This is a genomic window from Moritella sp., from assembly GCF_013215705.1.
Lineage (GTDB): Bacteria > Pseudomonadota > Gammaproteobacteria > Enterobacterales > Moritellaceae > Moritella.
The window spans coordinates 1-26,814 of the sequence record NZ_JABSQR010000040.1 but is presented as its reverse complement, the minus strand read 5'-3'; the positions used below and the strand labels follow the sequence as shown (position 1 = coordinate 26,814).

Here is a 26,814-nt window from a genome sequence, read left to right as displayed (position 1 = left end):
ATTATAAACAGCGTGTTTTTAATGTTTTATTAAACTTTACGACTTATTCGAGACATAATAGCAACCACCACTGTAAATGCAATTGCTGAAGCGATAAAGCCCGATAGTACAGAACTTGTTACACCTAGCACTAAATAACCAATCGCACTGACTAACGCAATCGATAATGCATATGGAAGTTGTGTCATTACGTGGTCCATATGGTGACAGTTAGCACCCGTTGACGATAAAATCGTAGTATCAGAGATAGGTGAACAATGATCGCCAAATACAGAACCGGCAAGCACAGATGCTAACATAGGTAACATCAACGATATTTCAGTACCCGCAGCCATATCGCCCGCGATTGGTAACATGATACCGAATGTGCCCCAACTTGTACCCGTTGCAAATGCCATAAAGCCAGCTAATGCAAACATGATAATTGGTAATAGACTCATTGGGATTGAATCACCCACTAATGCAGCCAGATATTTACCGGTTTCCATAGAGCCAATAGTCGAACCAATTGCCCACGCGAAGAATAAGATATAAACCGCTGGTAGCATTGATTTAGCACCGTGGAAACTTGCTTGTGCTAATAATGAAATAGACACACCAGAAATAAGGCTTAGCACGAGTGCCACAGCAAGGCCTGATAATGCACCAAACACTAAAGAACTACCTACATCTGTATTTTCAAATGCACCTAAAATATCAAATGCTTTACCATCCGCGACTAGTGCCGATGCACCAGAGTTGATCATAAAGAAGATAGTCGCAAAAATAAGCACTAAAATAGGCAGGATTAGGCCTGAAATATGACCACCTTCCGCTTCTTTTAACTCTACCGTTGAACCTGCTGGATTGCCTTTTTTAGCATCAAACAACTCACCATTTCTTGCCGCTTCTTCTTCTTTTGCCATTACGCCAAAATCAAGGTTGAAGCAAGCAACCGCAAATACCATTGCGATAGCAAAAATAGCGTAGAAATTCATTGGTATCATTTGTACGAATGCCGCCAGAGGGCTGATATCCGTAATAGCGTGAGAGGCTAAAATACCACCGATAACAGCAATGATATAAGCACCCCAACTTGATATCGGCATTAATACGCACATAGGTGCTGCGGTAGAATCAAGCAGATAAGCTAATTTAGCACGAGAAACTTTATAACGGTCTGTCAGCGGACGACTTACACTACCCACAGCAAGGCTATTAAAGTAATCATCAACAAAAATGAAAACACCTAAAAATGCTGTTAATAATATGCTACCACGACGTGTAGTGATTCTTTGTTTCGCCCAATCAGCAAACGCACTGGTTGCGCCACTTACCATCATAATACTCGTTAACATACCCAGTATGAGTAAGAATACGATGATTGATAGATTCCAAGTATTGAACGAACCTATTTCCCAGAACGAGCCCTTGCTCGCATCACCCGACTCCCAGACTAAGCTTAATGCCAAATCTGCAAGATGTTTAGCTGCATTAACAATATTAAAGTCTGTTAAAAATAGTGCGCCAAGTAAAATACCACAACCAAGTGATAACAATACTTTACGTGTAAAAATGGCTAATGTCAGTGCAACTAGAGGTACGACTAGCGATAACGCTGAGTCTGAATAATTAATGAGTTCCATGATCCCTTTGACCTAATAATTTTTACAGGGAACGACTAAACAAGACAGATGAGATGTGCAATAAGGATATTTACAATAGGATAGATGTAAAGATACCCATATACTCTTCTATTTCAGTAGCGCCCCATAGTTAATTTAAAATTGACTATGACAGTGATGTCTCTATTCGAACACATCCCCAGAATGAATACTTTTAGCTTAGAAATTCATTCTTCGGCGCAATTCCCTTTTGTGTCGTTATTATCGGAGCTACCTAAATAACACTACTGATGAGTTGCGCACCTCTACTTAGGAGGAAGCAAGATAATAGCAGATAATTTCACCACTTCAAGCAGTAATCAGCGTTAAAGTTCACAATGCGACCAACACATGACACAAAAACCTATTTCTATGCCCACTTGTTTTTTCAGCCTAAAGTATATCGTCGTCAAATAATAGACCATTAAATAGATTAAAAACAATCTCCACCCTAATTCCGTATTATAGTTTAAAGTTACATTGATACATGCATTGTTTACATAATTAATCCATACACGTTAATTTTATAAATAAATGTAAATACGTTTCTAATATTTATTTGGCTATAGTATATTAATTGTATTAAAGTATATTTTTATATTAGAATAAATAAGTTGTATTAGAGTATTAATCTTATTTAATGTTTACTCATCCCTGTCTACTTTTAGGTATTAATTATGAACGATTTTATTAAAATATTTTTAAATGCACGTAGCCTGCGCGCTGCGACAAAAGAATTAAGCGTTGAACAATTAGAAGAAGTTTTAATTAAATTCACTACAATTGTAGATGATAGAAAAGAAGCTGACGCCGTTGAATTAGAAAAACAGCAAGCAAAACAAGCTAAAATGAACGAAATCTTATTACAACTTAAAGAGAATGGCATTAGCCCTGAAGAATTAATGGGCTTAACTGATTCAACCGCTGAAAAAGCAAAAAATAAAACTAAACGAGGCCCTCGCCCTGCAAAATACGCATATGACTTCAATGGCGAATCTAAAACATGGACAGGCCAAGGCCGCATGCCTTTACCACTCCAAGAAGTAATGAATGAAAAAGGCTCGATTGAAGAATTCTTAATATAAAGGGATCTTGTGACGAAATTTATATTACATCCACAGCTTGCTGCGGATACCAGTTTTGTTGGTGAATTTCCATTATGTCAGGTCCTGCTGGCTAATGATGGTAATTTCCCATGGTTAATTTTAGTGCCTAAAATTAATAATATCAGCGAATTCCATGAATTAACAGATGAACAACAAGTTCAGTTTTTATCTGAATCTAACGCTGTCAGCAAACTATTAAAAGACGGATTAAGCGCCGATAAGATCAATATTGCAGCGTTAGGTAATATGGTGCCACAGTTACATATCCATCATGTTGCACGCTTTAAAAACGATGCTTGCTGGCCGAAACCGATTTGGGGTCAAATACCAGCAATCAGTAGAACAGCGCAACAGACCCTACAATTAGTCACCATGATTTCAAGTAAGCTTCAAGCTGGCTTTATCACTCATAAAGGTTAATACCGTTATGATTCATCGCTAGACATTATCAGCGTCAAGTATCTATTCCAATCTGATGCTTGACGTCATTGCGATTTATTTCCCTTCATTATTCAAATATACCGATGGTCGTTTCAATAATGGCACGAGCATTGTTTCCAGTCCATTCAGCTTTACTTCATACATAAGTGCAAGTTGTTGCCCTAGTTTAGAATCTGGAAAGCCATTACTGTGAAACCAAACTAAATAAGGTTCAGGCAACTCAAGTAATAAACGTCCTCGGTATTTACCAAATGGCATCATGGTATTAATTGCTTCAATCAATGCTTGTTGTGACATATTAAATCCAATATTAATTAATAACTTAGTAAAAATTTATATACCTTTCGATAAGGTAAGCTAACCATTATATAATTAAACTATGTAGCTTATTACGACTATATATTTATTCTATCATGAGATGATTACGTCGCTATTTGTAATTTTTATTAAACAAACCGGCTGGCATTTTCGCTATTTGAAAATTAATCATATATTCAAATGCAGTCAGCAAAGGCTGATATTTATCTTTATCTTTATCTAAGGTTGAAAGCAATAAAAAACCCGCTTCAACAGTCGATAAACCGCCTTCAATAGACGTTTGTCTTATTGTATATTGACTTTCTTGTTCTGCATTTAATCGAACAGCTGGCAGTTTTTGTAAATTTATTGATGATTGATACATTTTAAACGCTTTACGCCACGTACCATCAAGTAAAATAAATGTACGTTTAATATTCGTGTCTCGATTACTACTTTCATTACCAGCTAAATACTCAACAGCAATACTTTCTTCGCTCGGATAAAGCAAAAAACATTGTCTTGTTCGATCATTCAATATGTCGTTTAACTGGGTATTATCAGTGAAATCTTCACCAATTATAATTTGACATTGTGGTAATGAAAGGTTGAGAATACGAGCAGTACCAATCGCATTTTTAACTTCGCCTGGGTGTTGTAATATTATTAATTCAATATCAGAATCGATCTCTATTATGTGCTGACATATACACGCGGCTAATGCTTTATCACATACAGTACACTTTTTTCTTTTGCTCACAACAAACCTAAATATTATGGATTAATAAGATATGCTAATTCAACATCGGTGGTTAAATTGGTTTTTTCTCGGGTTATTATGCCTAATTATATATGCGATTTCAGCCGAGAATATAACCGTGTTAGATTATAACAGGGAATCGATTATTAATGGTGAATACTGGCGCTTGATCAGTGGTAATTTTAACCATACTAATATCTATCACCTGCTCTTAAACTTAGGGGCTTTAGCTGTTATAGGCGGATTACATTACCGCTATTATAATAGTGCGGCTTACACAAGCTTGATTTTACTGTTATCAATCGGCGTCGGTGTAGGCATACTGTGGTTATCCCCAAGTACGCATTTATACGTCGGCCTATCCGGTATTTTACATGGCATTATAATTGTTGGTGCAGTCATTGACGTGACAAAAAAATATTATTCAGGCTATGTTTTGATGATTGGTACTGTGATCAAAGTAATCAATGAACAACTTTTCAATAGCCCAGTAGAAATAAGTCAATTAATTGAAGCTAAAGTGCTCACAGAGGCGCACCTATATGGCCTGGTGACGGGATTAATCATTGCCCCACTGTATGTTTATCTAAACAAAAAAAAGAGCGCCTAAGCGCCCTTATCGATACCAACTAACATCGAAGCAGTGGTTAACTTGCTAAGCTGTCGTTGATTTCAGTTAATACTTGCATTGGTGACTCAGCTTGCGTGATTGGACGACCAATCACTAAATAGTCTGCACCCGCAGCTACCGCTTCAACAGGCGTCATTATACGGCGTTGATCACCCGCAGCACTACCTGCTGGACGAATGCCCGGAGTAATTAACTGGAATGACTTACCTAATGCTTCTTTAAGCATTGCTGCTTCTTGTGAAGAACAAACAACACCGTCTAAACCACTTTTTTGTGTTAACGTCGCTAAACGAATAACTTGTTCAGCTGGAGTAATATTAACGCCCATTTGTGCTAAATCTTCTTGCTCCATACTGGTTAGCACAGTCACTGCGATCAAGATTGGTGCTTTATCACCATAAGGTACTAATGCCGCTTTCGCAGCTTCCATCATACGCTGGCCACCGCACGCATGTACATTCACCATCCATACACCAAGCTCTGCAGCTGCGGCAACTGCTTTCGCCACCGTGTTAGGAATATCATGGAACTTAAGATCTAAGAACACATCAAAGTCACGCGCAACTAATTTACGCACAAATTCAGGCCCAAATAATGTGAACATTTCCTTGCCGACTTTCAGACGACATTGGCTAGGATTAATCTTATCAACAAAATTCAATGCACTTGCTTCATCAGCATAATCAAGTGCGACAACTACTTTACTATCTTGCAACATATCTCTTCCTAGGTCCCGTTACTCATTATCATATTCTTGTTATTACGTATAGCGATTAGGTTTGGCTTTTTAAGGAAAGTTACTCGCCATCTAATCCACGAATTGGTTTAACACTTCCCCAGCGCTTACACGATGGACAATGCCAGTAAATACTTTTAGTACTAAACCCACATTTACGACACCGGTAAATGGGTTTTAATTTAAGCTGCTCACCGACTAGATTCCGTAACATGGTTAAACTTTCTTTTGCTTTACCTTCTTCAGCAGCCTGTTCTTGATATTTCATCAGATGGTAAAAACCTTTCATCGTCGGGGTTCGAACAATTTGATTTAAAATCAATTTTTCTGCTGGCTCTAATCCAACACTGTTTACGGTAAAATCAGCTAATGCAATAGCGACACTGATACCCGCTTTATTATTTTGGGCATCGTTAAGAAAGTGGATAAAACCATCTTCATTATTAATTTCAACGTAGCATTCTTTTAATTTTTGGAGTATTTCGGTGACAAAATCAACATCTTGAATCAACACATGCTCAAGCCAAACAATCGCTTTTTTATGTTCACCTTGCTCAATATGCAAATCGGCAAGCATGATGCTCGCTCTCACGCAGTGTTTGTCATATTGTAGGGCCTTCTTAAGACTCGTTAAACGCTTCTTAGGATCATCAAGCATTGTTGATGTCGTCGCTAACGAACAATAAAAATGTGCAATTTTACGTTCAATTTTTGAATCACCCATTTTCTTCAGTTTATTGCCGATCGCTATCGCTTGTTCCCATTCTTTGGTTTGTTCATAAATAATGATGAGTTGCAATAACGCGACTTCACGATGATCAGGTTCATCAATCAATTTCAAAAATAATTCTTCTGCGCGATCCACTAAGCCCGCAGCAAGATAATCTCGCGCTAGTTGTAATAAAGCAAGATTACGCTGTTCATGAGTCAATGAAGGTCGAGCAATGAGATTCTGATGGATCTTAATTGCACGTTGTACTTCGCCACGTTGACGAAACAGATTGCCAAGCGCTAAATGCGTATCAATCGTTTCACTATCAACATCAAGTAAATCGATAAATAAATCAACCGCTTTATCAGGTTGGTCTGATAATAAAAAGTTAAGCCCGGTTACATACTCTCTAGAGATCGTATGCTGCTTATCTTGTTGCAAATAGCGACCATTTCTTCTACCCATATACCAGCCATATGCAGCGGCAACAGGAAGTAAAAGAAATAAAAGTTCGAACATACGGTAAATTAACCTTTAATTTCAGCAGCACGTAATCGCTCAAGTTCTGCAACTTGACGCTTTGATTTACGTTTAAATTTCGAAATAGATAATCTTAATTTCATCATGAATAAGCTCATGCATACACCAGCAACCACGACACCTGACACAAATGCACCAATAAGCAGAGACGATAACTTAAATGAATCTAAGGCAATGAGATAATTAAAATCCACTAACTGATCGTTACTCGCAGCAAATGCAGCTGCCAGCGCCAGTGTGCAAGCGATAATAATAAAAAAGATAAATGATTTCATCGACGTCCTCTGTGAGATAAATTGGTAATACAAGGGATTATCGCCAATAAATGGGTCAAGTGCTAGTAATATATGGTGTAATCCAAAACTACTATTCCCTGCTAGTATATAAACAACACAAAAACTATATTGAAGTAACTTGGGTATGGGTATCATGACGCAAAAAAAAGTAAAAAAAAACGACATACCTAAGTATGTCGTTTTTACAAGTATCAACGGCTATAAAGAAGCGTTAACACGATCTCGAAGTTCCTTACCAGGTTTGAAATGAGGAACATATTTCCCCTCTAATTCAACCTTTTCACCTGACTTAGGATTACGCCCAATTCTAGGTTCACGGTAATGCAGAGAAAAACTTCCAAAACCTCGAATTTCAATTCGATCACCAGTAGCTAAAGTATCTACCATCTGATCAAGTATAGCTTTCACAGATAATTCAACATCTTTAGTCGCCAGCTGCGAATTTGCAGTGCAAAGACGTTCGATTAGTTCTGATTTTGTCATATAATCTCCATTAAGAATATTGTCGACATCGTACTAATGAGGGATGAATAAACATCCCTCAGGCTAATTATTTGCCTTTAGCAGCTTTAAATGCTTCTTCCATAGCAGAAAGACCAGACTCTTGCGGTTGGCTGTTTACACTAGCCATTGCTTCTTTCTCGTCAGCTTCATCTTTAGCTTTGATTGAAAGACTAATTACGCGGTTTTTACGATCAACACCAACATATTTAGCTTCAAGTTTTTCGCCTACAGATAATACTAAGCTTGCATCTTCGATACGGTCGCGAGAGATATCGCCAACACGGATGTAACCTTCAACACCTTTAGCAAGTTCAATTGTCGCGCCTTTAGCGTCAACAGAAGAAACTGTACCATTAACAATAGCATTCTTCTTGTTATTAGCTAGGTATTCGTTGAACGGGTCTTCATCAATTTGCTTGATACCTAAAGAAATACGTTCACGCTCTGGGTCTACTTGTAGAACTACAGCTGTGATTTCGTCGCCTTTTTTGTATTCGCGAACTGCTTCTTCACCAGTAGCATCCCAAGAGATGTCAGATAGGTGAACTAGACCGTCGATGCCGCCGTCAAGACCGATAAAGATACCGAAATCTGTGATAGATTTGATCTTACCAGTAACTTGCTCGCCTTTCATGCGTGAAGTTGAGAAGTTTTCCCAAGGATTAGCGATACATTGCTTAAGACCTAGAGAGATACGACGACGTTCTTCGTCGATATCAAGAACCATAACTTCAACAGAGTCGCCAACATTAACCACTTTAGAAGGGTGAATGTTTTTGTTAGTCCAATCCATTTCAGAAACGTGAACTAGACCTTCAACGCCTTCTTCGATTTCAACGAAACAACCGTAGTCAGTTAGGTTCGTAACTTTACCTGTAAGCTTAGTGCTTTCAGGGTAACGTTTCGCGATAGCTACCCATGGATCTTCGCCAAGCTGTTTAAGGCCTAGTGATACACGTGTACGTTCACGATCGAATTTAAGAACTTTAACGCTGATTTCGTCACCAACATTAACGATTTCACTTGGGTGCTTAACGCGTTTCCAAGCCATATCAGTAATGTGTAGAAGACCATCAACACCACCAAGATCAACGAATGCGCCATAGTCCGTAAGGTTCTTAACGATACCTTTAACTTCTTGACCTTCTTGAAGGTTAGCAAGAAGTTCTTCACGTTCTGCACTGTTTTCAGTTTCGATAACTGCGCGACGAGAAACAACTACGTTGTTACGTTTTTGGTCAAGTTTGATTACTTTGAACTCTAACTCTTTGCCTTCAAGGTGAGTAGTGTCACGTACAGGACGAACGTCTACTAAAGAACCTGGTAAGAATGCGCGAATTGTGTTCACTTCAACCGTGAAACCACCTTTAACTTTACCGTTGATAACACCGATAACAGTTTCTTGATCTTCGTATGCTTTTTCAAGCTGAATCCAAGACTCATGACGTTTAGCTTTTTCACGAGAAAGTTGAGTTTCACCGAAACCGTCTTCAATTGATTCTAGTGCTACATCAACTTCTTGACCAACTTCAACTTCAAGTTCGCCAGCAGCGTTCTTGAATTCTTCAGCAGGAATAGAAGATTCTGATTTAAGACCAGCGTCAACTAAAACGTAACCGTTTTCGATTGCAACAACAGTTGCTTTGATGATGCTACCAGGAGCAGCAAGTTCTTGTAGTGACTCTTCAAAGAGTAAAGCGAAAGATTCATTCATAATGAGTTATATGTACTTATAAAACGTTCACATAAGCAATCCGGCTAATGTGGGTTGTTAATCAAAAGTCATCATCATCCTTGATGCTTGACCGCTAAGTAGTCGATAGAATACCGACTACCCTAAATTTTACCTTCTGCAAAAGCTAACACACTAGCAACTACGTCCTCAATCGACATAGATGTCGAATCGATAACAAGTGCATCATCTGCTGGCTTTAATGGTGCGACCAAGCGGTTGCGATCTTGATGATCACGTTTCTCGATCTCTCCCAGAAGGGCTGACATGCTAACATCGAAGCCTTTGTCTTGCAACTGATTAAAGCGGCGAATGGCTCTTTCTTCAGCAGATGCATCTAAAAATATTTTTACGTTGGCATCAGTGAATACAACAGTACCCATATCACGGCCGTCTGCAATTAAACCAGGTGCAACACGGAAATCTCGTTGACGTTGTAACAATGCCTCACGTACCGCAGGATAAACGGCTGTTCGAGAGGCTGCAAAGCCCGCTTCTTCTGTCCGAATTTCACGTGATACGTTCTCGCCTTCAAGGATCACTTGTAAGCCGTTATCAGTGGGCTCAAAACGTACATCCAAGTTTGCAGCAAGTATAGTTAAAGCCGGCTCGTTATCTAACTCAACATTATGGTGCAGCGCAGCTAATGCTAATACACGATAAATGGCGCCACTATCAAGTATATGCCAACCTAGCTTGGCCGCAAGTAATTGGCATAATGTGCCTTTACCTGAACCACTAGGTCCGTCAACCGTAATCATCGGTGCTATTGCTGTCATAAATTCTCCAAACTCAATATCTAACATACAACTTTAAATGGTGCTGTATGGATCTGGTCGCGATTATAACGGATCTTCATAAAGATGGTATGGAATAATAACCGTAAATAAAAAAAAGCGAGGTATCACCTTATCAGTAATACCTCGCTATTTAAGATTGATGCTATCGTCACGGCATCAAATATAATGTATTTTGACTTATGCTTGAACTAAACTGGTAAAGCGTTCGAAATAATCGGGGAAGGTTTTTGAGGTACAGCCAGGATCATTAATCGTTACCGGTGTATCACTTAATGCAACTAATGAGAAACACATTGCCATACGGTGATCATTATAAGTATCAATGGTAGCGTGAACTAACTGTGCAGGTGGAGTGATTTTAATGTAATCATTACCCTCTTCTACTTCAGCGCCGACTTTACGTAATTCAGTCGCCATCGCAGCTAAACGGTCAGTTTCTTTCACGCGCCAGTTGTATACATTACGAATAACCGTTGTACCTTTTGCAAACAATGCAGTTGTCGCGATTGTCATCGCCGCATCCGGAATATGGTTCATATCCATATCAACGGCAGTTAATTCCCCCACTTCAGCTTCGATATAACTATCGGCCCAAGTGATTTTACCGCCCATTGCTGCAATCACATCTGCAAACTGGATATCACCTTGGATTGATTTTTTACCAATACCCGTGACCCGGATCTTACCACCTTTAATTGCCGCAGCAGCAAGGAAATAAGACGCCGAAGACGCATCACCTTCAACTAAAAAGTCACCGGCAGCTTGATAGGTTTGCTTACCTTTAATGGTAAAGGTCTGATAATTATCATGCGTTACCGTCACACCAAACTGTTGCATAATGTGAAGCGTGATCTCAATATACGGTTTAGATACAAGCTCACCAACGATCTCAATCGTCGTATCATTGTCAGCCAAAGGTGCCGCCATTAAGAATGCAGTCAAGAACTGGCTAGATACACTACCATCAATCTTAATATTACCGCCTTTCAAGCCAGTACCTTTAATTAGCACTGGTGGGTAATCTTCATTTTTCAAGTAAGTAACATCCGCCCCCGCTTGGCGTAAGCTATCAACCAAGCTACCAATTGGACGCTCTTCCATACGCGGTTCGCCAGTCAATTCAAACTCACCTTCGCTCAGACATAATGCCGCACATAAAGGACGCATTGCCGTACCAGCATTACCTAAAAATAATTCCAGTTTTTCATTTACAGAAAATGCACGACCTAAACCAGTGACGGTACAAATGGTTTTACATGCAGACAGATCATACTGCACACCTAATTTTGTCAGTGCGTTTAACATATGACGAATATCATCACTGTCTAATAAATTCGTTAAACGTGTCGTGCCTTTAGCAAGTGCAGCAAGTAATAATGCACGATTTGAAACACTTTTAGAGCCAGGTAAGTTAATAGTGCCTGATACTTTACCAATTGGTTGTAATGTTAATTTTTCCATAAATTTATTCACTTAATTTTTAATTAATACAACGAATAGTCGCTAGCGTTACTTGCTATGCGTCTAACTCAGCCAGCACTGTCAGTAGCGCCTGCATAAACGTTTCATTTTCCAGCTCAGTTCCTATGCTCACACGTAGGTGTTTTGTTAAACCATAACCAGCAACAGGACGTACAATCACGCCTTTGTGCAATAAAGCTTGATACACAACGGCCGGATCTTGAGCTAGTTCCATGGTAATGAAATTACCTTTAGATGGAATATAACCTATACCTTGTTCACTGAAAAATGTTTCTAATACAGCGCGTTGCTCATTATTTAACGCCACACTCGCCGTTAAAAAATCATGATCAGACAATGCCGCTTGCGCAGCCGCTAATGCAAAACTATTACAATTAAAGGGTTGGCGAACGCGGTTTAAAATATCTGCAATATCAGGATGTGACATGCTATAACCAACACGTAAACCGGCAAGGCCATAGGCTTTAGAGAACGTACGGGTAATAATTAAGTTTGAAAACTCAGTTAACCACGTAATAGACGGCGCTTGTAACTCTTTGTCTACGTATTCAAAATACGCTTCATCTAATACCACAATCACATCTTCTGGCACTTTAGTTAAAAAGTCATACAAGGCTTCTGCGGTTAAAAACGTACCTGTCGGATTATTTGGATTGGCAATAAAGATAAGACGTGTACGTTCGGTAATTGCCGCCAGCATTGCAGGTAAATCATGTCCCCAGTCTTTGGCTGGTACAGCTATCCCCGTTGCACCAATCGCTTGTGTCACTAATGGATAAACCACAAACGCGTGCTGTGCAAAAATCACTTCATGCTCTGGCGTAACAAAGCTGCGAGCGATGAGTTCCAGTACGTCATTTGAACCATTACCTAAGGTAAATTGTGCTGGTGCAAGGTCGTATTTATCTGCTAGCGCTTGCTTTAGATAGAAGCCATTCGCATCTGGATAACGGGTGATACCCGCTAGTTCTTTCTCTAATGCTGCTTTAACTAATTCACCAACACCCAATGGATTCTCATTCGATGCCAATTTAACAATATCTGTTAGCCCTAGTTCACGCTCTAATTCATCAGTCGGTTTTCCCGCTTGATAAGGGTGTAAACCTTGTACCCCTGTATTTGCTAAAGCAAAAAAATCACAACTCATAATAAATCCTTGTAGACGGCACTCTTATTTAGCTGGCACGCTTGTCATCGACATTAATCATGCTCAACACATGTTTCCATTGCCTTTAAATACGTATTAATTGTTCTCTTGCTAAGAACGCTTTTTTATCTATTCGCGATTAACGCTGTTGACGTTCAAATTTTTCCATAAAGCCAATAAGTACTTTCACACCTTCGATTGGCATCGCGTTATAAATACTTGCGCGCATACCACCGACAATACGGTGGCCTTTTAATGCCATTAAATTCGCATCTTGAGATTGTTGTAAGAACGCCGCATCCAGATCACTTAATGCTAATGTAAACGGCACATTCATTTTTGAGCGGTTAACCGTCGCTACGTTATTACTGTAGAAATCGCTGCTATCAATATAGCCATAAAGTAGCTTGGCTTTTTCGGCATTAATTTCTTCGATAGCAGATAGACCACCTTGTGCTTTTAACCACTTGAACACAAGTCCTGCTAAATACCAAGAATAGGTCGGCGGCGTATTAAACATCGAGTCATTTTCAGCCATCAACTTATAGTTAAAGATTGATGGGGTTTCTTGTTTAGCTTTATCGAGCAGATCATCACGTACAATCACAACACCCAAACCAGATGGGCCGATGTTCTTTTGCGCACCCGCATAAATAATACCGAACTTGCTAATATCTAATGGTTTAGAAAGGATGTTTGATGACATATCAGCAACAAGCGGGATATCACCAGTGTCAGGGATATCATTAATCTCAATGCCTTCGATAGTTTCATTCGGGCAGTAGTGTACATAAGCCGTGTTGTTGCTGGATACTTGCCATTGTGATGCAGGTTTAACTGCAACAATACCATCGGTACTTGGCATTAGAATATTTGATTCATTAATTTGGCAGTATTTCTTACCTTCAACAACCGCTGATTTTGACCATTGACCCGTTAATAGGTAATCGGCTTGGGTTTTATCACCAAGGATATTCAGGGGCACTGCAGCAAACTGACCGCGACCACCACCTTGTGAAAAGATAACCTTGTAGTTGTCTGGGATCGCTAACAAATCACGCAGATCTTGTTCTGCTGCCGTCGCAACAGCCATGTAGTCTTTACTACGATGACTGAGTTCCATTACCGATACGCCAGTATTATTCCAATTAATAAATTCTTTTTGGGCTTGTTCCATCACTGCATGTGGCAACATTGCGGGACCAGCGCAAAAATTATAAGTCTGACTCATATCCATAATCCTTGTTAACAAAGCAGCTTAAACATTTTAAACCCTTATTGAATGACTATCTAATGTAAGCGATTAACGTTGTTTTTCAAAGTGTTTATTTAATTACCTTTATCGCCTTCTTAGGCAACGCTGAACTCGCGAAAAAGATGACTATTGTGCCGATAGCCATTGATAACATCGCCAATCCAAACTTAGCGTCACTCCCCATTCCCATAATGAGTAAAAACAGACCGACCACAATAAGTGATGAGCCAGCGAACATTGCGGCTCGAGGATGGGTACTGACAAAACCAATCTGTTTAACCGATTTATTTGAACCTTGATGTTTATGTGAATGCTTTGCTGCTTTACGTTTATGCTTTCTTGTTGACATAACACACTCCAAAATTGACGCATTTAATATGCTATTGATTACTTAAAATAATGATTATTCAAGATAGTAATGGCCTTCACAGTCCTTTTACTCCCTCGATGATATCCATTGGTGTTAAAGCGTAATTATTCTTAGTATAAGTTTTTGCTGACATAGCGTGAGCGAGACTTGCCGTAATTGTCGCATTTATTACACTGTACCCTTGCGCTAACAATGCCGAAATCAATCCAGTTAACACATCTCCAGATCCACCTTTACTCAGGACATTACTTCCCAAAGGATTGATGTAGATAATATTATTATAGGTGATAAGTGAGTTCGCGCCTTTTAACAACAGCACAGTTTTGGGATAATTTACAGCAAAGAGTCTTACATACTTGAATCTATTATTTTGCAGTTCTGCTACGGTGATTTCTGCTAGCTTGGTTAATTTCAACAGAGAGCAGAACTCTTTAGGGTGCGGCGTTAACACCACATTTTCATGATTTAAAACCGTTAGAATAATCTCGTCATGAAATAAATCTGCATCAACAACTTTTGGCATATCAAGATCTAAAATCTTTTTCATTTCCGCTTTTATAAATTGGCCAAGTCCCATACCAACTGCGATCGCAGTACATTTTTCTGGCAGCGTATGCTGCTGCATAATATGAAACGGTATATTTACATTTTCATCAGTAACCACAGTGACCAAACCTGCACCAAATGCAAAAGCGGCCTCTGCAGCAATGATCCCCGCTCCTGTTTTATTACCGACAATGACGCTCAAATGACCAAATGACCCTTTGTGCGAGTTTTGTTTCGCACGTAATGGCAGTTGCATATCAAAGGAGTCTAAAAGAAAGGTATTGGTTGCCGTTTCATAAATATTACGGTGTACGCCTAAGTCACTGACGATAATATTTCCCGTATAATCTTTCGCGACGTCACTGTAAAGTTGCGTTTTTAACGCGCCCATAGTGATGGTTATGTCAGCACAAAAACCGACGGTCGTTACTTGGCCCTGCTTGTTTATTCCCGACGGAATATCACAAGCAATTTTATGCCCACGCCGAGAATTTAGTCGAGTGAGCAGACGTTGTGACTCGTCATCCAGATCTCTGTTTAATCCGGAACCAAAAAGGCAATCAACAATGACATCGGGCCCGTGTTCAACTGATAACTCAGATAAGGTATCGATAATATTAACGCCTAGCAGGTTAGCTCTTTTATATTGTAATTTAGCCATCGCCGATTTCACGTGATACGGCACAAGTATGCTGACATCGTATTGTGAATATAAAAGTCTGGCAAGCGCGATGCCATCGGCGCCATTATTACCTGCGCCACAGACGATTAGTATCTTTTCATTATTTGAAAACTTACCGCCTATATATTGCATCATCGACGCAGCGGCATGCTCCATCAGTAAATCTTCACTTAGCCCGAACTGATCAACACATCGCTTATCTAAAGCGTTCACATCATCAAATACTTTTTGCATTCTATTACTCCATCACTGAGTATCTTTAGCCAAGTATGCTTTATGATCAGCCCGCTTGCTTGGGTTTTAATGATCTTAGATTAAGGCTACCAAATACGTTAATTAGCGCACCAAGAATAATTAAACTGCCTCCAATCCAAGTCCACAAAGAAGGGACTTCGCTAAACAATAACCAACCAAATATGATTGAGAAAACCACTTGCACATAAGAATATGCCGTCGCTTTACTCGCCACTTCCGTTTGCATGGCTTTGGTTAACCCCACCTGCCCTATTTGAGTGAAAATACCAATAAAGATCAACAATACAAACGCTTCTATATTAGGCATAACAAAATTATCACCGAGTAAGATTAATGACAGGGGTAATGCCACAAGTGGAAAATAAAATATAATCACAGAGCTATCTTCGGTACCACTAAGACGCTTAACAATCACATAAGCAATCGCACTCCCCAACGCGCCCAACAGTGCAACTACAACGCTAAATAAAGGTAACGCTGTCGACCCAGAAAATGTCAGGCTTGGGCTAACAATAAGTAATAGTCCAATGATGCAAAACAGAATGCAGATAATCGTCGAGCGTTGAATACGTTCTTTAAGAAAAATCAAGGCCAGTATTGCCGTAAATACCGGATGTAAATATTGTAAAATAGTGGCTTCGGCTAAAGGCAGAGTCGTCACCGCGAAGTACACACAGATGAGAGCTAATGAACCAACAGCACCGCGCGCCATCAGCAGTTTTTTATTATTTCCCCAAACGGATATGCGTTTTCGACGCACGTCCACATAGCTAATAATCAATGACACCATCGCTCTTGCGGCAACAATTTCAAAAACCGGAATACCATAAGTACTGACTAATTTAACCAAGCTCGTCATGATCGCAAAAGCCAATGCAGACATCAGCATAAACCTTACACTGACAGGGATATTATTTATAAATTGAATAGGCATAGAGAGTGATTAACTTCAGATGATTAGAGTCGTAATTCTATAAAAATAATCATCTAAATGAAAGTAGTTTTAAATATTCACTACTACAGTTTAGCGTTATATTTGCGTATACTGCAGCGATTAAATTAATACCAACACTAATACAAAGATGGTGCAACACAATGATTATTTTTACCACGAACTTAGGTGACATCGAAATTGAACTGAATATGGAGAAAGCGCCGGTCACATCGAAGAACTTTCTACGCTATTGCAAAGACGATTTTTATGAAGGTACTATTTTTCATCGTGTGATTAAAGACTTCATGATCCAAGGTGGTGGTTTTACTGAAAACATGCAAGAAAAATCGACTCGCCCAGCCATTGCTAACGAAGCTAATCGAGGCCTTAAAAATGTGATCGGTTCAATTGCAATGGCGCGTACAGATTCGCCACACTCAGCAACAGCGCAGTTCTTTATTAACTTAGATGACAATGAGTTTCTTGATCATACAGCGACGACAAATACTGGCTGGGGCTACACGGCCTTTGGTACTGTGACCGCTGGCATAGATGTAGTTAACATGATTGCATGTTCTAGAACAGCCACAGTAAAAGGCCATGAAGATGTACCAAGTGAAACAATTATAATTAAAAAAGTAGTCATCAAATAATGTATGCGGATGCCATAACTTAGCTATGGCATTCTCTCGTTATTACTTAGAACGACTACAGCCCGATCTCATGATTCAATCAAACTCTTGTTGCTGAGGTAAGTCATCAGTGATGTCATGCCACGCAGCCTTACTTCCCACATAAACATGTCGTGTTGCTTTGACTTGCGGATCGGTATCAAGCGTGCCAAAAGGGAAACCAAGTATGTCAGGACAAGCGTCAAACTTTGTAAACAGACTCGAACCACATTCAACACAAAAACCTTTATGTTCGCCGGGTGACGATTCGTAAAACTTAATGAATTTTTCACCTTGAAGAGTTTTCCAACTCTCAGTTTTTATCTTGGCTCTGGTTCTAAATGCCGACGCGTGTAATTTTCGGCACATACTACAATGACAATTGAGTACATCGTCAAATTCGCCATCAATTTCGTATTGCACTTTATTACACAAACAACTTCCTTTGTTTATCATACCTCTTCCTTAAATTTATACGTGTATAATACCTTCAATGACAGTTATCGCACTGCCAGTCAGTTTAACCTTTTTGTTTGGCATTAATTCAACACCAACAAAACCGCCGCGTTTAGATGCTTGAAAACCTTTTAGTGCCACTTTATTTAATTTTTCAGCCCAATATACAGCTAAAGCACAATGTGCCGAGCCCGTGACTGGATCTTCATTGATACCAACCCAAGGAGAAAAATGCCGAGACACAAAATCCACATGGCTGAAATCCGACTTGGCTGTAACAACGACACCACGCCCTTCCAATTCGTTCAAGCCATCAAAGTTAGGCGATAATGACCGCAATATTTCTTCATTTTTAATTTCGATTAGATACTTAGGTCCAAATTGCACATAAGAAACGACATCAGACAATTTAAGACCGAGTAATTCTAGCAGTACTGTATTAACCAGAGTATCAAACTCAAGTTCAGCCGTTGGAAATAACATGTCAATATCATGTTCACCAACAGTCACCTCTAACGGCCCTGATAATGTTTCAAAAACAATACTCTCACCAATAGCAACTAACCCTTTTTGCTTTAGGATATGTGCCATGGCAAGTGTCCCATGGCCACAAAGGTTAACCTCTACCTCAGGTGTAAACCACCTTAGATTAAAATCATTCAATGACAAAAATGCAGTTTCAGATACAGCCATTTCAGCGGAAATAGAAAACATCAATGATTCATCGAGTGGATGTTCCGTTATACATACGCCTGCAGGATTACCCGTGAAAGCTTCATTTGTAAATGAGTCAACTTGATATATGTCTAACTTCATCATTTCTCCTTAACTCATAAATCACACAATTCACTGAGGTGCTGGATTTGTTGATAATCTCCACTCACCTCTGCCAGTGAGGCATCGGGGGTATACCAAATCGCATTCAATCCGGCCTCAACAGCAGGCTCTATATCACGATGCAATATATCACCGACCATGGTAACTTCGCTTGCGTCAACACCAAGCGTTTCGATCACCGCTACATGTTCCCAATTACACATTTTTCCTTTCATATGCGCTGGATTAACCATTAAGGTATCACCCCAATCAAACAGATAAATCTTAGCCATTAGGCACTCCTTTGCGTTTAACCGTTCCATACGATAGAGGATATATTAAGCTTTACATACAATAACATGCACAACTTTATCGACACTCTCACCAGTATTACTTAAACCACGTTCAGTAAATTTATGGACACGTTCAATTTTAAAACCAACTTCGCGTAAAAGATGACAAGCACTAGCGTCATCATACAGTTCAAAACCATATTTCACGAAAGGAAGGTTTTTCATAAACTCTCGGTTTCCGAAAGCAATACAAAAAGTGCCAGAAGGCTTCAATACTCGTCGAATTTCAGAAAGATGTTCATAAGGTTTTTCCCAAAAATATATGGTGTGTACCGTAAACACCTTGTCAAAATAACCCGCTTCGAAAGGAAGTGCCCGTGAGTCACCACACTCAAATTTAGCAGTTCCTTTTCTAACCTGAGTGTCATTAAGCCTAGTAGCCTCGGCAACGAGCTCTGTTGAAATATCAATTCCCACATAATTAATGCCTTTGGCTTCTTGCAAAATTTCTTGTACGAATGCCCCATTACCAGGTCCAATTTCTAGCACCACGTTTTCGTCATTTAATTCTAATAGGTTTATACATTCTCGATTAAGATTATAGTTGGCTTTATTCATGCTAAGCCCAACTTCAAGCGCTTTATCACCGTTCGGGCATCGAAGTTGAGATGCCAAATGTTCGGGTTCCATATTAATCTCCTTTAAAAACCATCAGCCAACGTTTATGCTCGCTTTACCGCAATCACAGAGAAAGTATGCCAATGCTTGATTTTGCCTATGGCCGTTTGACCTTTCTCATCACGTTCGTGAAATCCTATAATTTCAAACTCGTCAAACAAATTCAAGACTTGTTGCTTGTTCATCGGGTTTGTTGCACTACGATACCCAGCAGCCCAACTGTCATTCGTTCCCATAAAATCACCAGCAAACACACCACCTTGGGCTAAACTGGATGATATTTTTATCCATGTGTTTTGAAACTCGCTAGGCTCGGCAAAATAAAGACTCGAATGAGCCAAAACCAGACCACTCTTTGGGTAGTCATAGTCTTCAAAACTATCACAAGATATGTCGACCAAAGCATTATCAGCAAAACGTTCATGACAAATTGCTACCGCATCTTCATTAATATCAAAACCAGAAACTTGATAACCTAAATCACTCAGATAATAAATATCACTTCCTGTCCCACAGCCACAATCCGTTGCTGTTTTATAATTAGATGTGTTTAGCTTAACCGCGGATTCAGTGCTTGGTTTATGTTTACGCGTTAACGCCTTTTCGTAATATTGACGCCAAATATCTGCATTTTTTTCCATGAAACCTGCTTATTTACTCTTGCTTAAGGCCATTACCATGATTAAAAGATCATAAAGTAATCGACTACTCAATGGACATCATAAATAGGGTTGAATCATTACTGCCTGATCTGTAATTCAAAGTTTGTCCTTATGATACTTACTGTTATTTTTGTGTCAGGATCATTGAACTGAAATATATCATCGCAGTGCCCGAGAGCCTTTGAACCCAATTGCCCATTTTGGTATTTTTAGCCGATGATTTTATTTTATCTATTGCTAAGGTTACGCCGACAAACCACATAAATATGATGCTGGCATGAATTAATACTAACGAAAATGCACTGAAATACGAGAAGTTGTCAGGCGATATGAATTGAGGAAAGGCCGCCAAGTAAAACATCGATACCTTGGGATTTAGGATTTGTGTTATGAATCCTTCATTAAAATAGCCAATGCCTTTCTTTTGTGACGGTATTGTTTTATTCGTTTTAGTATCGCCATTGGTTGTTTTGTAAGAACTAATAATTGCCTTTACGCCAATATAAAACAGGTACCCAGCACCGAGTATTTTAATGATGAAAAATAACTCTGCTGATTGCATCAATAATGCAGAAAATCCGAAAATAGACAGGGCCCCATGAAAGAAGGTTGCGGTCGTTAATCCAAAAATATTCAGGATTGAGGCTCGCAGCCCTTGTGACGATGCGGTTTTTAAAATCAACACGCCATTTGGGCCTGGTGATACAACTAAAAGTAACGCGATTAAGCTAAAAGCTAATATGTCATTCACTATTATTTACTCCTTTTTAGTGATTATTAAAATATTCCTTCACATTCAGTGAGTTACAAGCCTAGATGTTGCGGATCTATAGATAATAAGCGTTATGAATTTTTATCTGTAATAATCTCTGTCACAATTTCGGTTTTGACCGAATTGGCGATGAAGCATTGTTGATGCGATTGATGATGCATTTTTTCAAGTTGCGCTATCGTCGGTCTTTTAGTTCCCGAAAACTCAACATAAGGTCGAAGTGTTACCTTTGTCATTGACATATTACCATCACCGTCTTTTTCCATTATTCCAACAGCATCATCTATATATGAATCAACTACATATTTTCGTTTAGCTGCAATAGATAAAAAGAACAACATATGACAACTAGAAAGGGATGCAACAAACGCTTCTTCTGGATCTACATTTGCTTCGACAGAATAAGGTAAAGGTACAACGTGAGGAGAAGATGAGGCTTGAACAATTACACCGCCATCAAAAATCCATTCATGCCCTCGGCTATATTTGTTATCAACATAGCTTTCATTGCTATCTCTAACCCAATTGATTTTGGCAAAATACTCTGACATTTTAATTCCCTGTAAATAGTCCTATACGACTTTAAACCTTTCTTTTCGTTACTTGAGCAGATAAACGTATCGTGCTTTCATCTTTCAAACTTACTTCAAAGACGCCACCAGCAGAAGACAATTGACGCACGTTCAAGTTATTAGCGCCAAGTTTACTAAACCAATACGGTGCGAGAGAGCACTGAGCAGAACCCGTTGCTAAGTCTTCAGGTATGCCGATACGAGGCGCAAAATATCTTAGCACATACTCATAAGTATCACTTTGAGCCGTTACGATTAATGCGTGGTAATCGGCAAACTTTTCAAACCATGCATGATTTGGGATAAAGTCACGGACTGCTTGCTCTGACTCTACAACTAAAACCAAATCTCTTGTCGCATAAACCTCAATTGGATCGATATTTAGCGCTTGGTAATCTATCCCGTGATGAATGAACTCAGGAGTCCACGCAGGAAGTTCCATTTGATAAAAACTGTCCTGTTGGGTTATTTCAATATCACCATACTTACTTTGTAATAAAACCCTTTCCTCACCTGTCCTTTCTAAAATGGCAGCCGCAGCACCCAGACTTCCGTGACCACATAGGTTTATTTCAGCTGTATTGGAAAACCATCGGATTGAATAACCAAGAATGTTTTTAACGATAAAAGACGTGACAGGTTGAGATAGGCTTTGCGTAATATCGAGCAGCTTTGAGCTATCTAACCACTCATCGAGAAAAACGACACCACATGGGTTACCTAAAGCTTGCTCACCGCAGAACACATCGTAAATATATGTCTTGATATGAAGTCTCCTAAAGACAGGTTAGTGTATAAAACAGATGTACGTACTAGACGCTATCCACCAAGATAATGGAGGCTAGCGCAAGTAAAAATACCATAACATTAATTAGTGTAAATAAATATAAGTCATTTATTTTATACACTTACATTAAAAAACCAAAGCACAAACTAATTTCGATGGTTCAGAATACACTCATTATCTTATGGCACAATGACTACCATACTTTAAATAGGGTTCCATTCAGCGGGCCTTCGACGCTACGCTGATAAGCCTTCGCAACACTTGCGACAGATACCGATTCATAACCAGGGAAAAATGGTCCATATGTCTCTAACGACTCAGTTACAACGCTTGGGCATACTGCATTAATCCGCTGATTATTCTTTAACTCGATTGATGCCCCCAAAATAAACCCTTCTATAGCGGCATTCACGCAGGTTGCGTTTGCCCCACCAATTATTGGCTGCGCGCTAACAATACCAGAGCTTAATGTAATTGAACCACCGTCATTCAGGTAATGCTGACCAATTAAAGCAAGATTCACCTGACCTAACAATTTATCCTGTAGGCCAATATTGAAATTCTCCGAAGTCATGTCTACCAGCGGACCAAAGTGTAAATTACCACAAGCTGATATAATGGCATCGACTTTACCAACAACGTCAAATAACGCCTGTATACTCTGCGAAGATCTAATATCTACCTGAAAATCCCCTTTCGTATTTCCCACTTTAACCACATTATGACGATCTTCCATATTATTGACGATTGCATTTCCTATAGTGCCAGTCGCCCCAATTACTAGAACTTTCATTATTTATTCTCCAGTTATGATTGATTTGATTTATTATATTGACAACCAACAATCATTAAATAGACAATCAGTTTAGTGTTTATAAACCCAGAGTTTAGAATGGATAGATTGAAGAGTATTGAGGTCTTTGTTGAGGTCGTTGAAGCTGGAAGTTTCACAAAAGCGTCTGATAAATTTGGTATCACTCCCGCGATGGTTGGGAAGCACATCAAACACCTAGAACATCATGCGGGAGCGCCTTTACTAAACAGAAATACACGCAGACAAACACTAACCGAAATCGGTGATGCCTATTTGTTGAGATGTCATAAAATACTTAATGAGTATATAGCGCTTGAACAAGAAACGTCTGTAATAAGGGATGCACCAAGTGGCACATTGCGTGTTAATGCCCCTATCACTTTTGGCTCATTACTTTTATCTCCAATCATCTGTGAATTCTTGGACCAATATCCGAATATGGACATTGACCTAGATCTAACAGACAAGTTGATAGACGCAACTCACGATGGGTACGATCTGATTTTTCGGATAGGTGAACTTGAAGATGCATCTTATGTAGCAAAAAAAGTAGCCGAGTATGAACTCGTATTCTGCGCCTCACCTCAATATCTAAATACTTTTGGTATCCCGTCGTCAATCAAAGAACTCAACAAACATAGATGCTTAGGGTTCTCTTATTGGAAAAAGCAATCAAAGACATTATCAGCGTTAGATACAAACGCATTTGACATTACTCGTAGTCGATTTAGATCTAACAATGGTATGGCGTTAAAAATGGCGTCTCTCAATCACGAAGGGATTTTGCTTCAACCACGACTTTTAATCGAAGAAGAACTTAAAGCAGGTAAATTAGTAGAGATTCTTTCTACTCATAAGCCAAGCCCAAGTCCTGTTCATCTGCTTTATAAGTCGCGAACTGATATTCCGTTTAAAGTTAGACTGTTCATCGAATTTGTCGTGAAAACACTGCGCTATCAATAATAACGCAAAACCAACAGGTTAATTTATGCTTAGGTTGAACGTACTGACTATCAGTACGGTACAATGCATTACCCAATATTTAAGCCAATATGATTTAATAACTTATCGGAATGTTCTTGTTCAATAAAATCACCTGCACACGAGCAGTAAAGCATTTGTTGATAGGTCATGCCGAGGTATGTAGCTGTTAATTTAAAAGGTTGTTCAAAGCATTCTAGTGGTTGTTTATCTACGCCCGTGGCTAATACAGAACATGTTTTCCCTCTCAAGCTCCGACCTAACTCTTTTTCTATTGTTAGCAGGTCAGACAATCGGTCTAAAAACACTTTCATTTGACCACTCATTGCATACCAATACATAGGCGTTGCAAAAATAAGATGCTCATAATCAAGAAGCTGCTTGGCTAACGCTAGAAAATCATCGTGTTTATTATTGTGGTCATAATCAAAGGTAGAGATCGATAAATCGCTTAAATTAAATACATCTGCAGTTTCATACTGTTGATACAAGTTGACTAACTTGTGAGTATTACCATTAGGTCTAGATGTCCCTAATACGATTGCCGTTGCCATAAATTCTTCATGTTACTCGTTATAAAACACCAACTGTTCTCATTGGAACCCAGCCCTTTATAGCCTTATCATTTTCGACAAAAAACCATTCATTTAACTCATCAAGCACAGCTAAATACTCACCGATAGAAGTATCAAGTTCAAACGCATTATAATCACATTTGGCTATACCAATTGTTTTACACTTACTCATGTCAATATAATCGATTGGTGCCCTGCCCTGGTTACCATTTTTAGTGGTCGTACGGATCCAACCGGCAAACTCTGTATCCAAATGACCAAGGAGTAACTCTTCTCCTAAGCAAAAACAGACAGGATTTGGGTAGTTTGATTTATGAGCATCTTTCACCACAACTCTCATGCGCATTTCCTTATTACGTACAATTAAAGTCGATACCGATCTTGAATTCGTTAGGTTGCATCAACAAGCGAATCCAAGCCTAGTTCTTTACGGAGTTCATCTACAATATCAATTTTTTCAATCGGAAATGGTACAACTTTTCCGTTTTCCATATCAAATTGCGTACCGTATATTTGTGGCTTACCTTTCATTGTTAGTGTTCTATCTTTCAGGTAGGCAAAGCACCAACGTTCTGCATCATTATTGTTAATAGCATCTTGCAACAACTCTAAACATCTATTCATGAATTGTTCATCTAATATGGCATGCTGAACAATAAGCCAAGCAGCCTTTGAGGCTTCCTCACCGACCAAACTTATCGTAGGCCAACCGAATTTATCAATAATATGTTTAATACAGAGATTATTTTTATCGTGAAGTGTTTTCATCTTAGGATGATATATATCGTCTTTCAATTCACCACTATCAATCAGCTTTTGTAATAACGTCTGCTCTTCTTTTAACATTGAAAGTAATGACTCTTGTAACCCTAAAACCATAGATGAATGATCCCTATTCTGATATCTTATCTCGAGTCACAAAAGCCATTTCTATTTCATCATTTTGGCTATTCACTATGTTGAACCCAGCGTTTTGGTATGTTTTTATAGCACTTAAATTTGCTTGATACACAGTTAAAATAAGCGAATTACTATTAAAGTGTTTGAGATAACTTTTTGCTAAATCAAGTAATTTAAAAGCAATCCCTCGGCCTCTGTGCTTGTTTACTACATACATTTGGATGATTTCGACCTGTGTCGATGTGGCAGGCATTAATCCACATAAACCAATCAATTCACGATCAATGAATGCACCTAACATAATGCTATTTTTACTTTCTTCTTCAATGCGTTTTTCAAAGTACAATTGAGGTAACTTAGCTTGTTTTTCGTATCCCGAACCGAAACATTCAGGATGCAATTTCAAACTTTCTAATCTCAACTCACGATATGCACGGCTATCCTCAGCCTCCAAAACTCTACAATATATTTCCATGTAACCTCGTTAAATATACGCTGCAAAAAACTCACAATCCTACCTACGTCCAAGGTTCGACGGTTATTGATGGCCATCGGCCCTTAAAGCTCTTGCTCATTTTAATATAACTGGTTTCTGTCATTGCTATTTTGTTTGGCTTTACATACATATTGAAGGCGTCCTCTAATCCGTACGGCGCATAAATAGATAAGCAGCCCGCTCTATCCAAAGTAAAACCAATAGCAAATGCAGATAGCCAAGAATCGATACCTTGCTCAACTCTATCGTAAGATTTAATTTTTAGTCCACACTTAACTGGATACCATTTATGCGCATTAGCTTGATTTTTAATGTCGATCTTAACGGTATGGCTTAACTGACTACTGATATCTTTTTCATAGCACTCTTGTGTGTAAGTCTCGACATAATCAAAGGGCGTTGTTGACTAAATCAGGGAACCTTTCGTAAACTTTGTGATCAGATCATTATCACGGATTTTAAAAGGTTCACT

General features: G+C 39.0%; 33 protein-coding genes, 1 pseudogene and 1 riboswitch. Of the genes and pseudogenes, 5 read left to right on the top strand and 29 right to left on the bottom strand.

Going from position 1 to position 26,814, the window contains the following annotated elements; translation table 11 throughout:
* Window positions 1-29: 29 nt before the first annotated feature.
* Complete coding sequence (locus HRT96_RS20440) at window positions 30-1,625, bottom strand: Na+/H+ antiporter NhaC family protein (RefSeq protein WP_293160282.1); 1,596 nt, start codon at window positions 1,623-1,625, stop codon at window positions 30-32.
* Between the two features lie 109 nt (window positions 1,626-1,734).
* A riboswitch (Lysine riboswitch) is annotated at window positions 1,735-1,920 on the bottom strand.
* A 400-nt stretch (window positions 1,921-2,320) separates the two neighbouring features.
* Here HRT96_RS20440 and HRT96_RS20435 point away from each other — a divergent pair.
* Both HRT96_RS20435 and HRT96_RS20430 read left to right on the top strand, forming a co-directional pair.
* Complete coding sequence (locus tag HRT96_RS20435; protein ID WP_293160280.1) at window positions 2,321-2,728, top strand: H-NS family nucleoid-associated regulatory protein; 408 nt, start codon at window positions 2,321-2,323, stop codon at window positions 2,726-2,728.
* 9 nt (window positions 2,729-2,737) lie between these two features.
* Window positions 2,738-3,169: an HIT domain-containing protein gene (locus HRT96_RS20430; protein ID WP_293160278.1), complete on the top strand. Its 432-nt coding sequence runs from the start codon at window positions 2,738-2,740 to the stop codon at window positions 3,167-3,169.
* 75 nt (window positions 3,170-3,244) lie between these two features.
* On the opposite strand, the gene HRT96_RS20425 is transcribed toward HRT96_RS20430, so the two are convergent.
* Window positions 3,245-3,487 (bottom strand): DUF3820 family protein, encoded by a 243-nt coding sequence (locus tag HRT96_RS20425; RefSeq protein WP_293160276.1) that lies wholly within the window; start codon window positions 3,485-3,487, stop codon window positions 3,245-3,247.
* 133 nt (window positions 3,488-3,620) lie between these two features.
* Window positions 3,621-4,247, bottom strand: coding sequence for a tRNA-uridine aminocarboxypropyltransferase (locus HRT96_RS20420; protein ID WP_293160274.1), 627 nt, complete (start codon window positions 4,245-4,247; stop codon window positions 3,621-3,623).
* A gap of 118 nt (window positions 4,248-4,365) precedes the next feature.
* Between HRT96_RS20420 and rrtA the strand changes: the two genes are divergently transcribed.
* Window positions 4,366-4,857 (top strand): rhombosortase, encoded by a 492-nt coding sequence (gene rrtA, locus HRT96_RS20415; protein WP_293160272.1) that lies wholly within the window; start codon window positions 4,366-4,368, stop codon window positions 4,855-4,857.
* Between the two features lie 37 nt (window positions 4,858-4,894).
* Here the strand turns inward: rrtA and pyrF are convergent, their stop codons facing one another.
* The 12 genes from pyrF to HRT96_RS20355 all read right to left on the bottom strand — a co-directional run bounded on the left by pyrF (window position 4,895) and on the right by HRT96_RS20355 (window position 16,818).
* Window positions 4,895-5,596: an orotidine-5'-phosphate decarboxylase gene (gene pyrF, locus HRT96_RS20410; RefSeq protein ID WP_006034596.1), complete on the bottom strand. Its 702-nt coding sequence runs from the start codon at window positions 5,594-5,596 to the stop codon at window positions 4,895-4,897.
* 79 nt (window positions 5,597-5,675) lie between these two features.
* A complete protein-coding gene (gene lapB, locus HRT96_RS20405) occupies window positions 5,676-6,845 on the bottom strand; it encodes a lipopolysaccharide assembly protein LapB (protein ID WP_293160270.1) in 1,170 nt (389 codons plus the stop codon).
* A gap of 8 nt (window positions 6,846-6,853) precedes the next feature.
* Window positions 6,854-7,141, bottom strand: a complete 288-nt coding sequence (locus HRT96_RS20400) for a LapA family protein (protein WP_293160268.1) — start codon at window positions 7,139-7,141, stop codon at window positions 6,854-6,856.
* 219 nt (window positions 7,142-7,360) lie between these two features.
* The gene (gene ihfB / locus HRT96_RS20395; RefSeq protein WP_006034591.1) at window positions 7,361-7,645 is read right to left on the bottom strand and encodes an integration host factor subunit beta; all 285 of its coding nucleotides are present in this window, start codon (window positions 7,643-7,645) and stop codon (window positions 7,361-7,363) included.
* 67 nt (window positions 7,646-7,712) lie between these two features.
* Window positions 7,713-9,380 (bottom strand): 30S ribosomal protein S1, encoded by a 1,668-nt coding sequence (gene rpsA, locus HRT96_RS20390; protein WP_293130095.1) that lies wholly within the window; start codon window positions 9,378-9,380, stop codon window positions 7,713-7,715.
* A gap of 122 nt (window positions 9,381-9,502) precedes the next feature.
* Window positions 9,503-10,177 carry a (d)CMP kinase gene (gene cmk / locus HRT96_RS20385; protein ID WP_293160266.1) on the bottom strand — a complete coding sequence of 225 codons (675 nt, stop codon included), beginning with the start codon at window positions 10,175-10,177 and terminating at the stop codon, window positions 9,503-9,505.
* Between the two features lie 198 nt (window positions 10,178-10,375).
* Window positions 10,376-11,659, bottom strand: a complete 1,284-nt coding sequence (gene aroA, locus HRT96_RS20380) for a 3-phosphoshikimate 1-carboxyvinyltransferase (protein WP_293160264.1) — start codon at window positions 11,657-11,659, stop codon at window positions 10,376-10,378.
* A gap of 55 nt (window positions 11,660-11,714) precedes the next feature.
* Window positions 11,715-12,827, bottom strand: coding sequence for a histidinol-phosphate transaminase (gene hisC, locus HRT96_RS20375; protein ID WP_293160262.1), 1,113 nt, complete (start codon window positions 12,825-12,827; stop codon window positions 11,715-11,717).
* 139 nt (window positions 12,828-12,966) lie between these two features.
* A complete protein-coding gene (serC, locus tag HRT96_RS20370; RefSeq protein ID WP_293160260.1) occupies window positions 12,967-14,058 on the bottom strand; it encodes a 3-phosphoserine/phosphohydroxythreonine transaminase in 1,092 nt (363 codons plus the stop codon).
* 94 nt (window positions 14,059-14,152) lie between these two features.
* Entirely contained in the window at window positions 14,153-14,431 is a 279-nt protein-coding gene (locus tag HRT96_RS20365) for a hypothetical protein (protein ID WP_293160258.1), read from the bottom strand.
* A gap of 76 nt (window positions 14,432-14,507) precedes the next feature.
* Window positions 14,508-15,914, bottom strand: coding sequence for an NAD(P)H-hydrate dehydratase (locus HRT96_RS20360; RefSeq protein WP_293160256.1), 1,407 nt, complete (start codon window positions 15,912-15,914; stop codon window positions 14,508-14,510).
* Window positions 15,915-15,960: 46 nt separating this feature from the next.
* The gene (locus HRT96_RS20355) at window positions 15,961-16,818 is read right to left on the bottom strand and encodes a DMT family transporter (protein ID WP_293160254.1); all 858 of its coding nucleotides are present in this window, start codon (window positions 16,816-16,818) and stop codon (window positions 15,961-15,963) included.
* 212 nt (window positions 16,819-17,030) lie between these two features.
* On the opposite strand from HRT96_RS20355, the gene HRT96_RS20350 reads away from it, so the two are divergent.
* Complete coding sequence (locus tag HRT96_RS20350; RefSeq protein ID WP_293160252.1) at window positions 17,031-17,522, top strand: peptidylprolyl isomerase; 492 nt, start codon at window positions 17,031-17,033, stop codon at window positions 17,520-17,522.
* A 75-nt stretch (window positions 17,523-17,597) separates the two neighbouring features.
* Here HRT96_RS20350 and HRT96_RS20345 read toward each other — a convergent pair whose 3' ends face one another.
* From HRT96_RS20345 to HRT96_RS20305, 9 genes are all read right to left on the bottom strand, one after another.
* The gene (locus tag HRT96_RS20345) at window positions 17,598-17,996 is read right to left on the bottom strand and encodes a GFA family protein (protein WP_293146609.1); all 399 of its coding nucleotides are present in this window, start codon (window positions 17,994-17,996) and stop codon (window positions 17,598-17,600) included.
* Between the two features lie 15 nt (window positions 17,997-18,011).
* Complete coding sequence (locus HRT96_RS20340; protein ID WP_293160250.1) at window positions 18,012-18,812, bottom strand: PhzF family phenazine biosynthesis protein; 801 nt, start codon at window positions 18,810-18,812, stop codon at window positions 18,012-18,014.
* Window positions 18,813-18,826: 14 nt separating this feature from the next.
* A complete protein-coding gene (locus HRT96_RS20335) occupies window positions 18,827-19,105 on the bottom strand; it encodes an HAD hydrolase-like protein (RefSeq protein ID WP_293160249.1) in 279 nt (92 codons plus the stop codon).
* 45 nt (window positions 19,106-19,150) lie between these two features.
* Window positions 19,151-19,795, bottom strand: coding sequence for a class I SAM-dependent methyltransferase (locus HRT96_RS20330; RefSeq protein WP_293160247.1), 645 nt, complete (start codon window positions 19,793-19,795; stop codon window positions 19,151-19,153).
* A 32-nt stretch (window positions 19,796-19,827) separates the two neighbouring features.
* Window positions 19,828-20,424: a bifunctional 2-polyprenyl-6-hydroxyphenol methylase/3-demethylubiquinol 3-O-methyltransferase UbiG gene (locus tag HRT96_RS20325; RefSeq protein WP_293160245.1), complete on the bottom strand. Its 597-nt coding sequence runs from the start codon at window positions 20,422-20,424 to the stop codon at window positions 19,828-19,830.
* A 145-nt stretch (window positions 20,425-20,569) separates the two neighbouring features.
* Window positions 20,570-21,196: a LysE family translocator gene (locus tag HRT96_RS20320; protein WP_293160242.1), complete on the bottom strand. Its 627-nt coding sequence runs from the start codon at window positions 21,194-21,196 to the stop codon at window positions 20,570-20,572.
* 92 nt (window positions 21,197-21,288) lie between these two features.
* Window positions 21,289-21,768, bottom strand: coding sequence for an OsmC family protein (locus tag HRT96_RS20315; RefSeq protein ID WP_293160240.1), 480 nt, complete (start codon window positions 21,766-21,768; stop codon window positions 21,289-21,291).
* Between the two features lie 31 nt (window positions 21,769-21,799).
* Window positions 21,800-22,534, bottom strand: coding sequence for a PhzF family phenazine biosynthesis protein (locus HRT96_RS20310; protein WP_293160238.1), 735 nt, complete (start codon window positions 22,532-22,534; stop codon window positions 21,800-21,802).
* 235 nt (window positions 22,535-22,769) lie between these two features.
* Window positions 22,770-23,369, bottom strand: coding sequence for a short chain dehydrogenase (locus HRT96_RS20305; protein WP_293160236.1), 600 nt, complete (start codon window positions 23,367-23,369; stop codon window positions 22,770-22,772).
* Window positions 23,370-23,468: 99 nt separating this feature from the next.
* Between HRT96_RS20305 and HRT96_RS20300 the strand changes: the two genes are divergently transcribed.
* Window positions 23,469-24,353: a LysR family transcriptional regulator gene (locus tag HRT96_RS20300; RefSeq protein WP_293160234.1), complete on the top strand. Its 885-nt coding sequence runs from the start codon at window positions 23,469-23,471 to the stop codon at window positions 24,351-24,353.
* Between the two features lie 68 nt (window positions 24,354-24,421).
* Here the strand turns inward: HRT96_RS20300 and HRT96_RS20295 are convergent, their stop codons facing one another.
* The 5 genes and pseudogenes from HRT96_RS20295 to HRT96_RS22015 all read right to left on the bottom strand — a co-directional run.
* Entirely contained in the window at window positions 24,422-24,925 is a 504-nt protein-coding gene (locus HRT96_RS20295; RefSeq protein ID WP_293160232.1) for an NAD(P)H-dependent oxidoreductase, read from the bottom strand.
* A gap of 19 nt (window positions 24,926-24,944) precedes the next feature.
* Entirely contained in the window at window positions 24,945-25,286 is a 342-nt protein-coding gene (locus HRT96_RS20290; RefSeq protein ID WP_293160230.1) for an SH3 domain-containing protein, read from the bottom strand.
* A gap of 50 nt (window positions 25,287-25,336) precedes the next feature.
* Window positions 25,337-25,825 (bottom strand): DUF6624 domain-containing protein, encoded by a 489-nt coding sequence (locus tag HRT96_RS20285; RefSeq protein ID WP_293160228.1) that lies wholly within the window; start codon window positions 25,823-25,825, stop codon window positions 25,337-25,339.
* A gap of 13 nt (window positions 25,826-25,838) precedes the next feature.
* Window positions 25,839-26,321, bottom strand: a complete 483-nt coding sequence (locus tag HRT96_RS20280) for a GNAT family N-acetyltransferase (protein WP_293160226.1) — start codon at window positions 26,319-26,321, stop codon at window positions 25,839-25,841.
* Between the two features lie 43 nt (window positions 26,322-26,364).
* Window positions 26,365-26,697 (bottom strand): annotated as a pseudogene (locus HRT96_RS22015) (nucleotidyltransferase family protein); the annotation flags it as partial.
* Window positions 26,698-26,814: the final 117 nt, after the last annotated feature.

Excerpts from the sequence above, each read along its gene's own strand:
- HRT96_RS20440 (WP_293160282.1), bottom strand. The coding sequence starts at position 1,625 with ATGGAACTCATTAATTATTCAGACTCAGCGTTATCGCTAGTCGTACCT.
- HRT96_RS20435 (WP_293160280.1), top strand. The coding sequence starts at position 2,321 with ATGAACGATTTTATTAAAATATTTTTAAATGCACGTAGCCTGCGCGCT.
- HRT96_RS20425 (WP_293160276.1), bottom strand. The coding sequence starts at position 3,487 with ATGTCACAACAAGCATTGATTGAAGCAATTAATACCATGATGCCATTT.
- pyrF (WP_006034596.1), bottom strand. The coding sequence starts at position 5,596 with ATGTTGCAAGATAGTAAAGTAGTTGTCGCACTTGATTATGCTGATGAA.
- lapB (WP_293160270.1), bottom strand. The coding sequence starts at position 6,845 with ATGTTCGAACTTTTATTTCTTTTACTTCCTGTTGCCGCTGCATATGGC.
- HRT96_RS20400 (WP_293160268.1), bottom strand. The coding sequence starts at position 7,141 with ATGAAATCATTTATCTTTTTTATTATTATCGCTTGCACACTGGCGCTG.
- ihfB (WP_006034591.1), bottom strand. The coding sequence starts at position 7,645 with ATGACAAAATCAGAACTAATCGAACGTCTTTGCACTGCAAATTCGCAG.
- rpsA (WP_293130095.1), bottom strand. The coding sequence starts at position 9,380 with ATGAATGAATCTTTCGCTTTACTCTTTGAAGAGTCACTACAAGAACTT.
- cmk (WP_293160266.1), bottom strand. The coding sequence starts at position 10,177 with ATGACAGCAATAGCACCGATGATTACGGTTGACGGACCTAGTGGTTCA.
- aroA (WP_293160264.1), bottom strand. The coding sequence starts at position 11,659 with ATGGAAAAATTAACATTACAACCAATTGGTAAAGTATCAGGCACTATT.
- hisC (WP_293160262.1), bottom strand. The coding sequence starts at position 12,827 with ATGAGTTGTGATTTTTTTGCTTTAGCAAATACAGGGGTACAAGGTTTA.
- serC (WP_293160260.1), bottom strand. The coding sequence starts at position 14,058 with ATGAGTCAGACTTATAATTTTTGCGCTGGTCCCGCAATGTTGCCACAT.
- HRT96_RS20365 (WP_293160258.1), bottom strand. The coding sequence starts at position 14,431 with ATGTCAACAAGAAAGCATAAACGTAAAGCAGCAAAGCATTCACATAAA.
- HRT96_RS20360 (WP_293160256.1), bottom strand. The coding sequence starts at position 15,914 with ATGCAAAAAGTATTTGATGATGTGAACGCTTTAGATAAGCGATGTGTT.
- HRT96_RS20355 (WP_293160254.1), bottom strand. The coding sequence starts at position 16,818 with ATGTCTGCATTGGCTTTTGCGATCATGACGAGCTTGGTTAAATTAGTC.
- HRT96_RS20350 (WP_293160252.1), top strand. The coding sequence starts at position 17,031 with ATGATTATTTTTACCACGAACTTAGGTGACATCGAAATTGAACTGAAT.
- HRT96_RS20345 (WP_293146609.1), bottom strand. The coding sequence starts at position 17,996 with ATGATAAACAAAGGAAGTTGTTTGTGTAATAAAGTGCAATACGAAATT.
- HRT96_RS20340 (WP_293160250.1), bottom strand. The coding sequence starts at position 18,812 with ATGAAGTTAGACATATATCAAGTTGACTCATTTACAAATGAAGCTTTC.
- HRT96_RS20335 (WP_293160249.1), bottom strand. The coding sequence starts at position 19,105 with ATGGCTAAGATTTATCTGTTTGATTGGGGTGATACCTTAATGGTTAAT.
- HRT96_RS20330 (WP_293160247.1), bottom strand. The coding sequence starts at position 19,795 with ATGGAACCCGAACATTTGGCATCTCAACTTCGATGCCCGAACGGTGAT.
- HRT96_RS20325 (WP_293160245.1), bottom strand. The coding sequence starts at position 20,424 with ATGGAAAAAAATGCAGATATTTGGCGTCAATATTACGAAAAGGCGTTA.
- HRT96_RS20315 (WP_293160240.1), bottom strand. The coding sequence starts at position 21,768 with ATGTCAGAGTATTTTGCCAAAATCAATTGGGTTAGAGATAGCAATGAA.
- HRT96_RS20305 (WP_293160236.1), bottom strand. The coding sequence starts at position 23,369 with ATGAAAGTTCTAGTAATTGGGGCGACTGGCACTATAGGAAATGCAATC.
- HRT96_RS20300 (WP_293160234.1), top strand. The coding sequence starts at position 23,469 with ATGGATAGATTGAAGAGTATTGAGGTCTTTGTTGAGGTCGTTGAAGCT.
- HRT96_RS20295 (WP_293160232.1), bottom strand. The coding sequence starts at position 24,925 with ATGGCAACGGCAATCGTATTAGGGACATCTAGACCTAATGGTAATACT.
- HRT96_RS20290 (WP_293160230.1), bottom strand. The coding sequence starts at position 25,286 with ATGAGAGTTGTGGTGAAAGATGCTCATAAATCAAACTACCCAAATCCT.
- HRT96_RS20285 (WP_293160228.1), bottom strand. The coding sequence starts at position 25,825 with ATGGTTTTAGGGTTACAAGAGTCATTACTTTCAATGTTAAAAGAAGAG.
- HRT96_RS20280 (WP_293160226.1), bottom strand. The coding sequence starts at position 26,321 with ATGGAAATATATTGTAGAGTTTTGGAGGCTGAGGATAGCCGTGCATAT.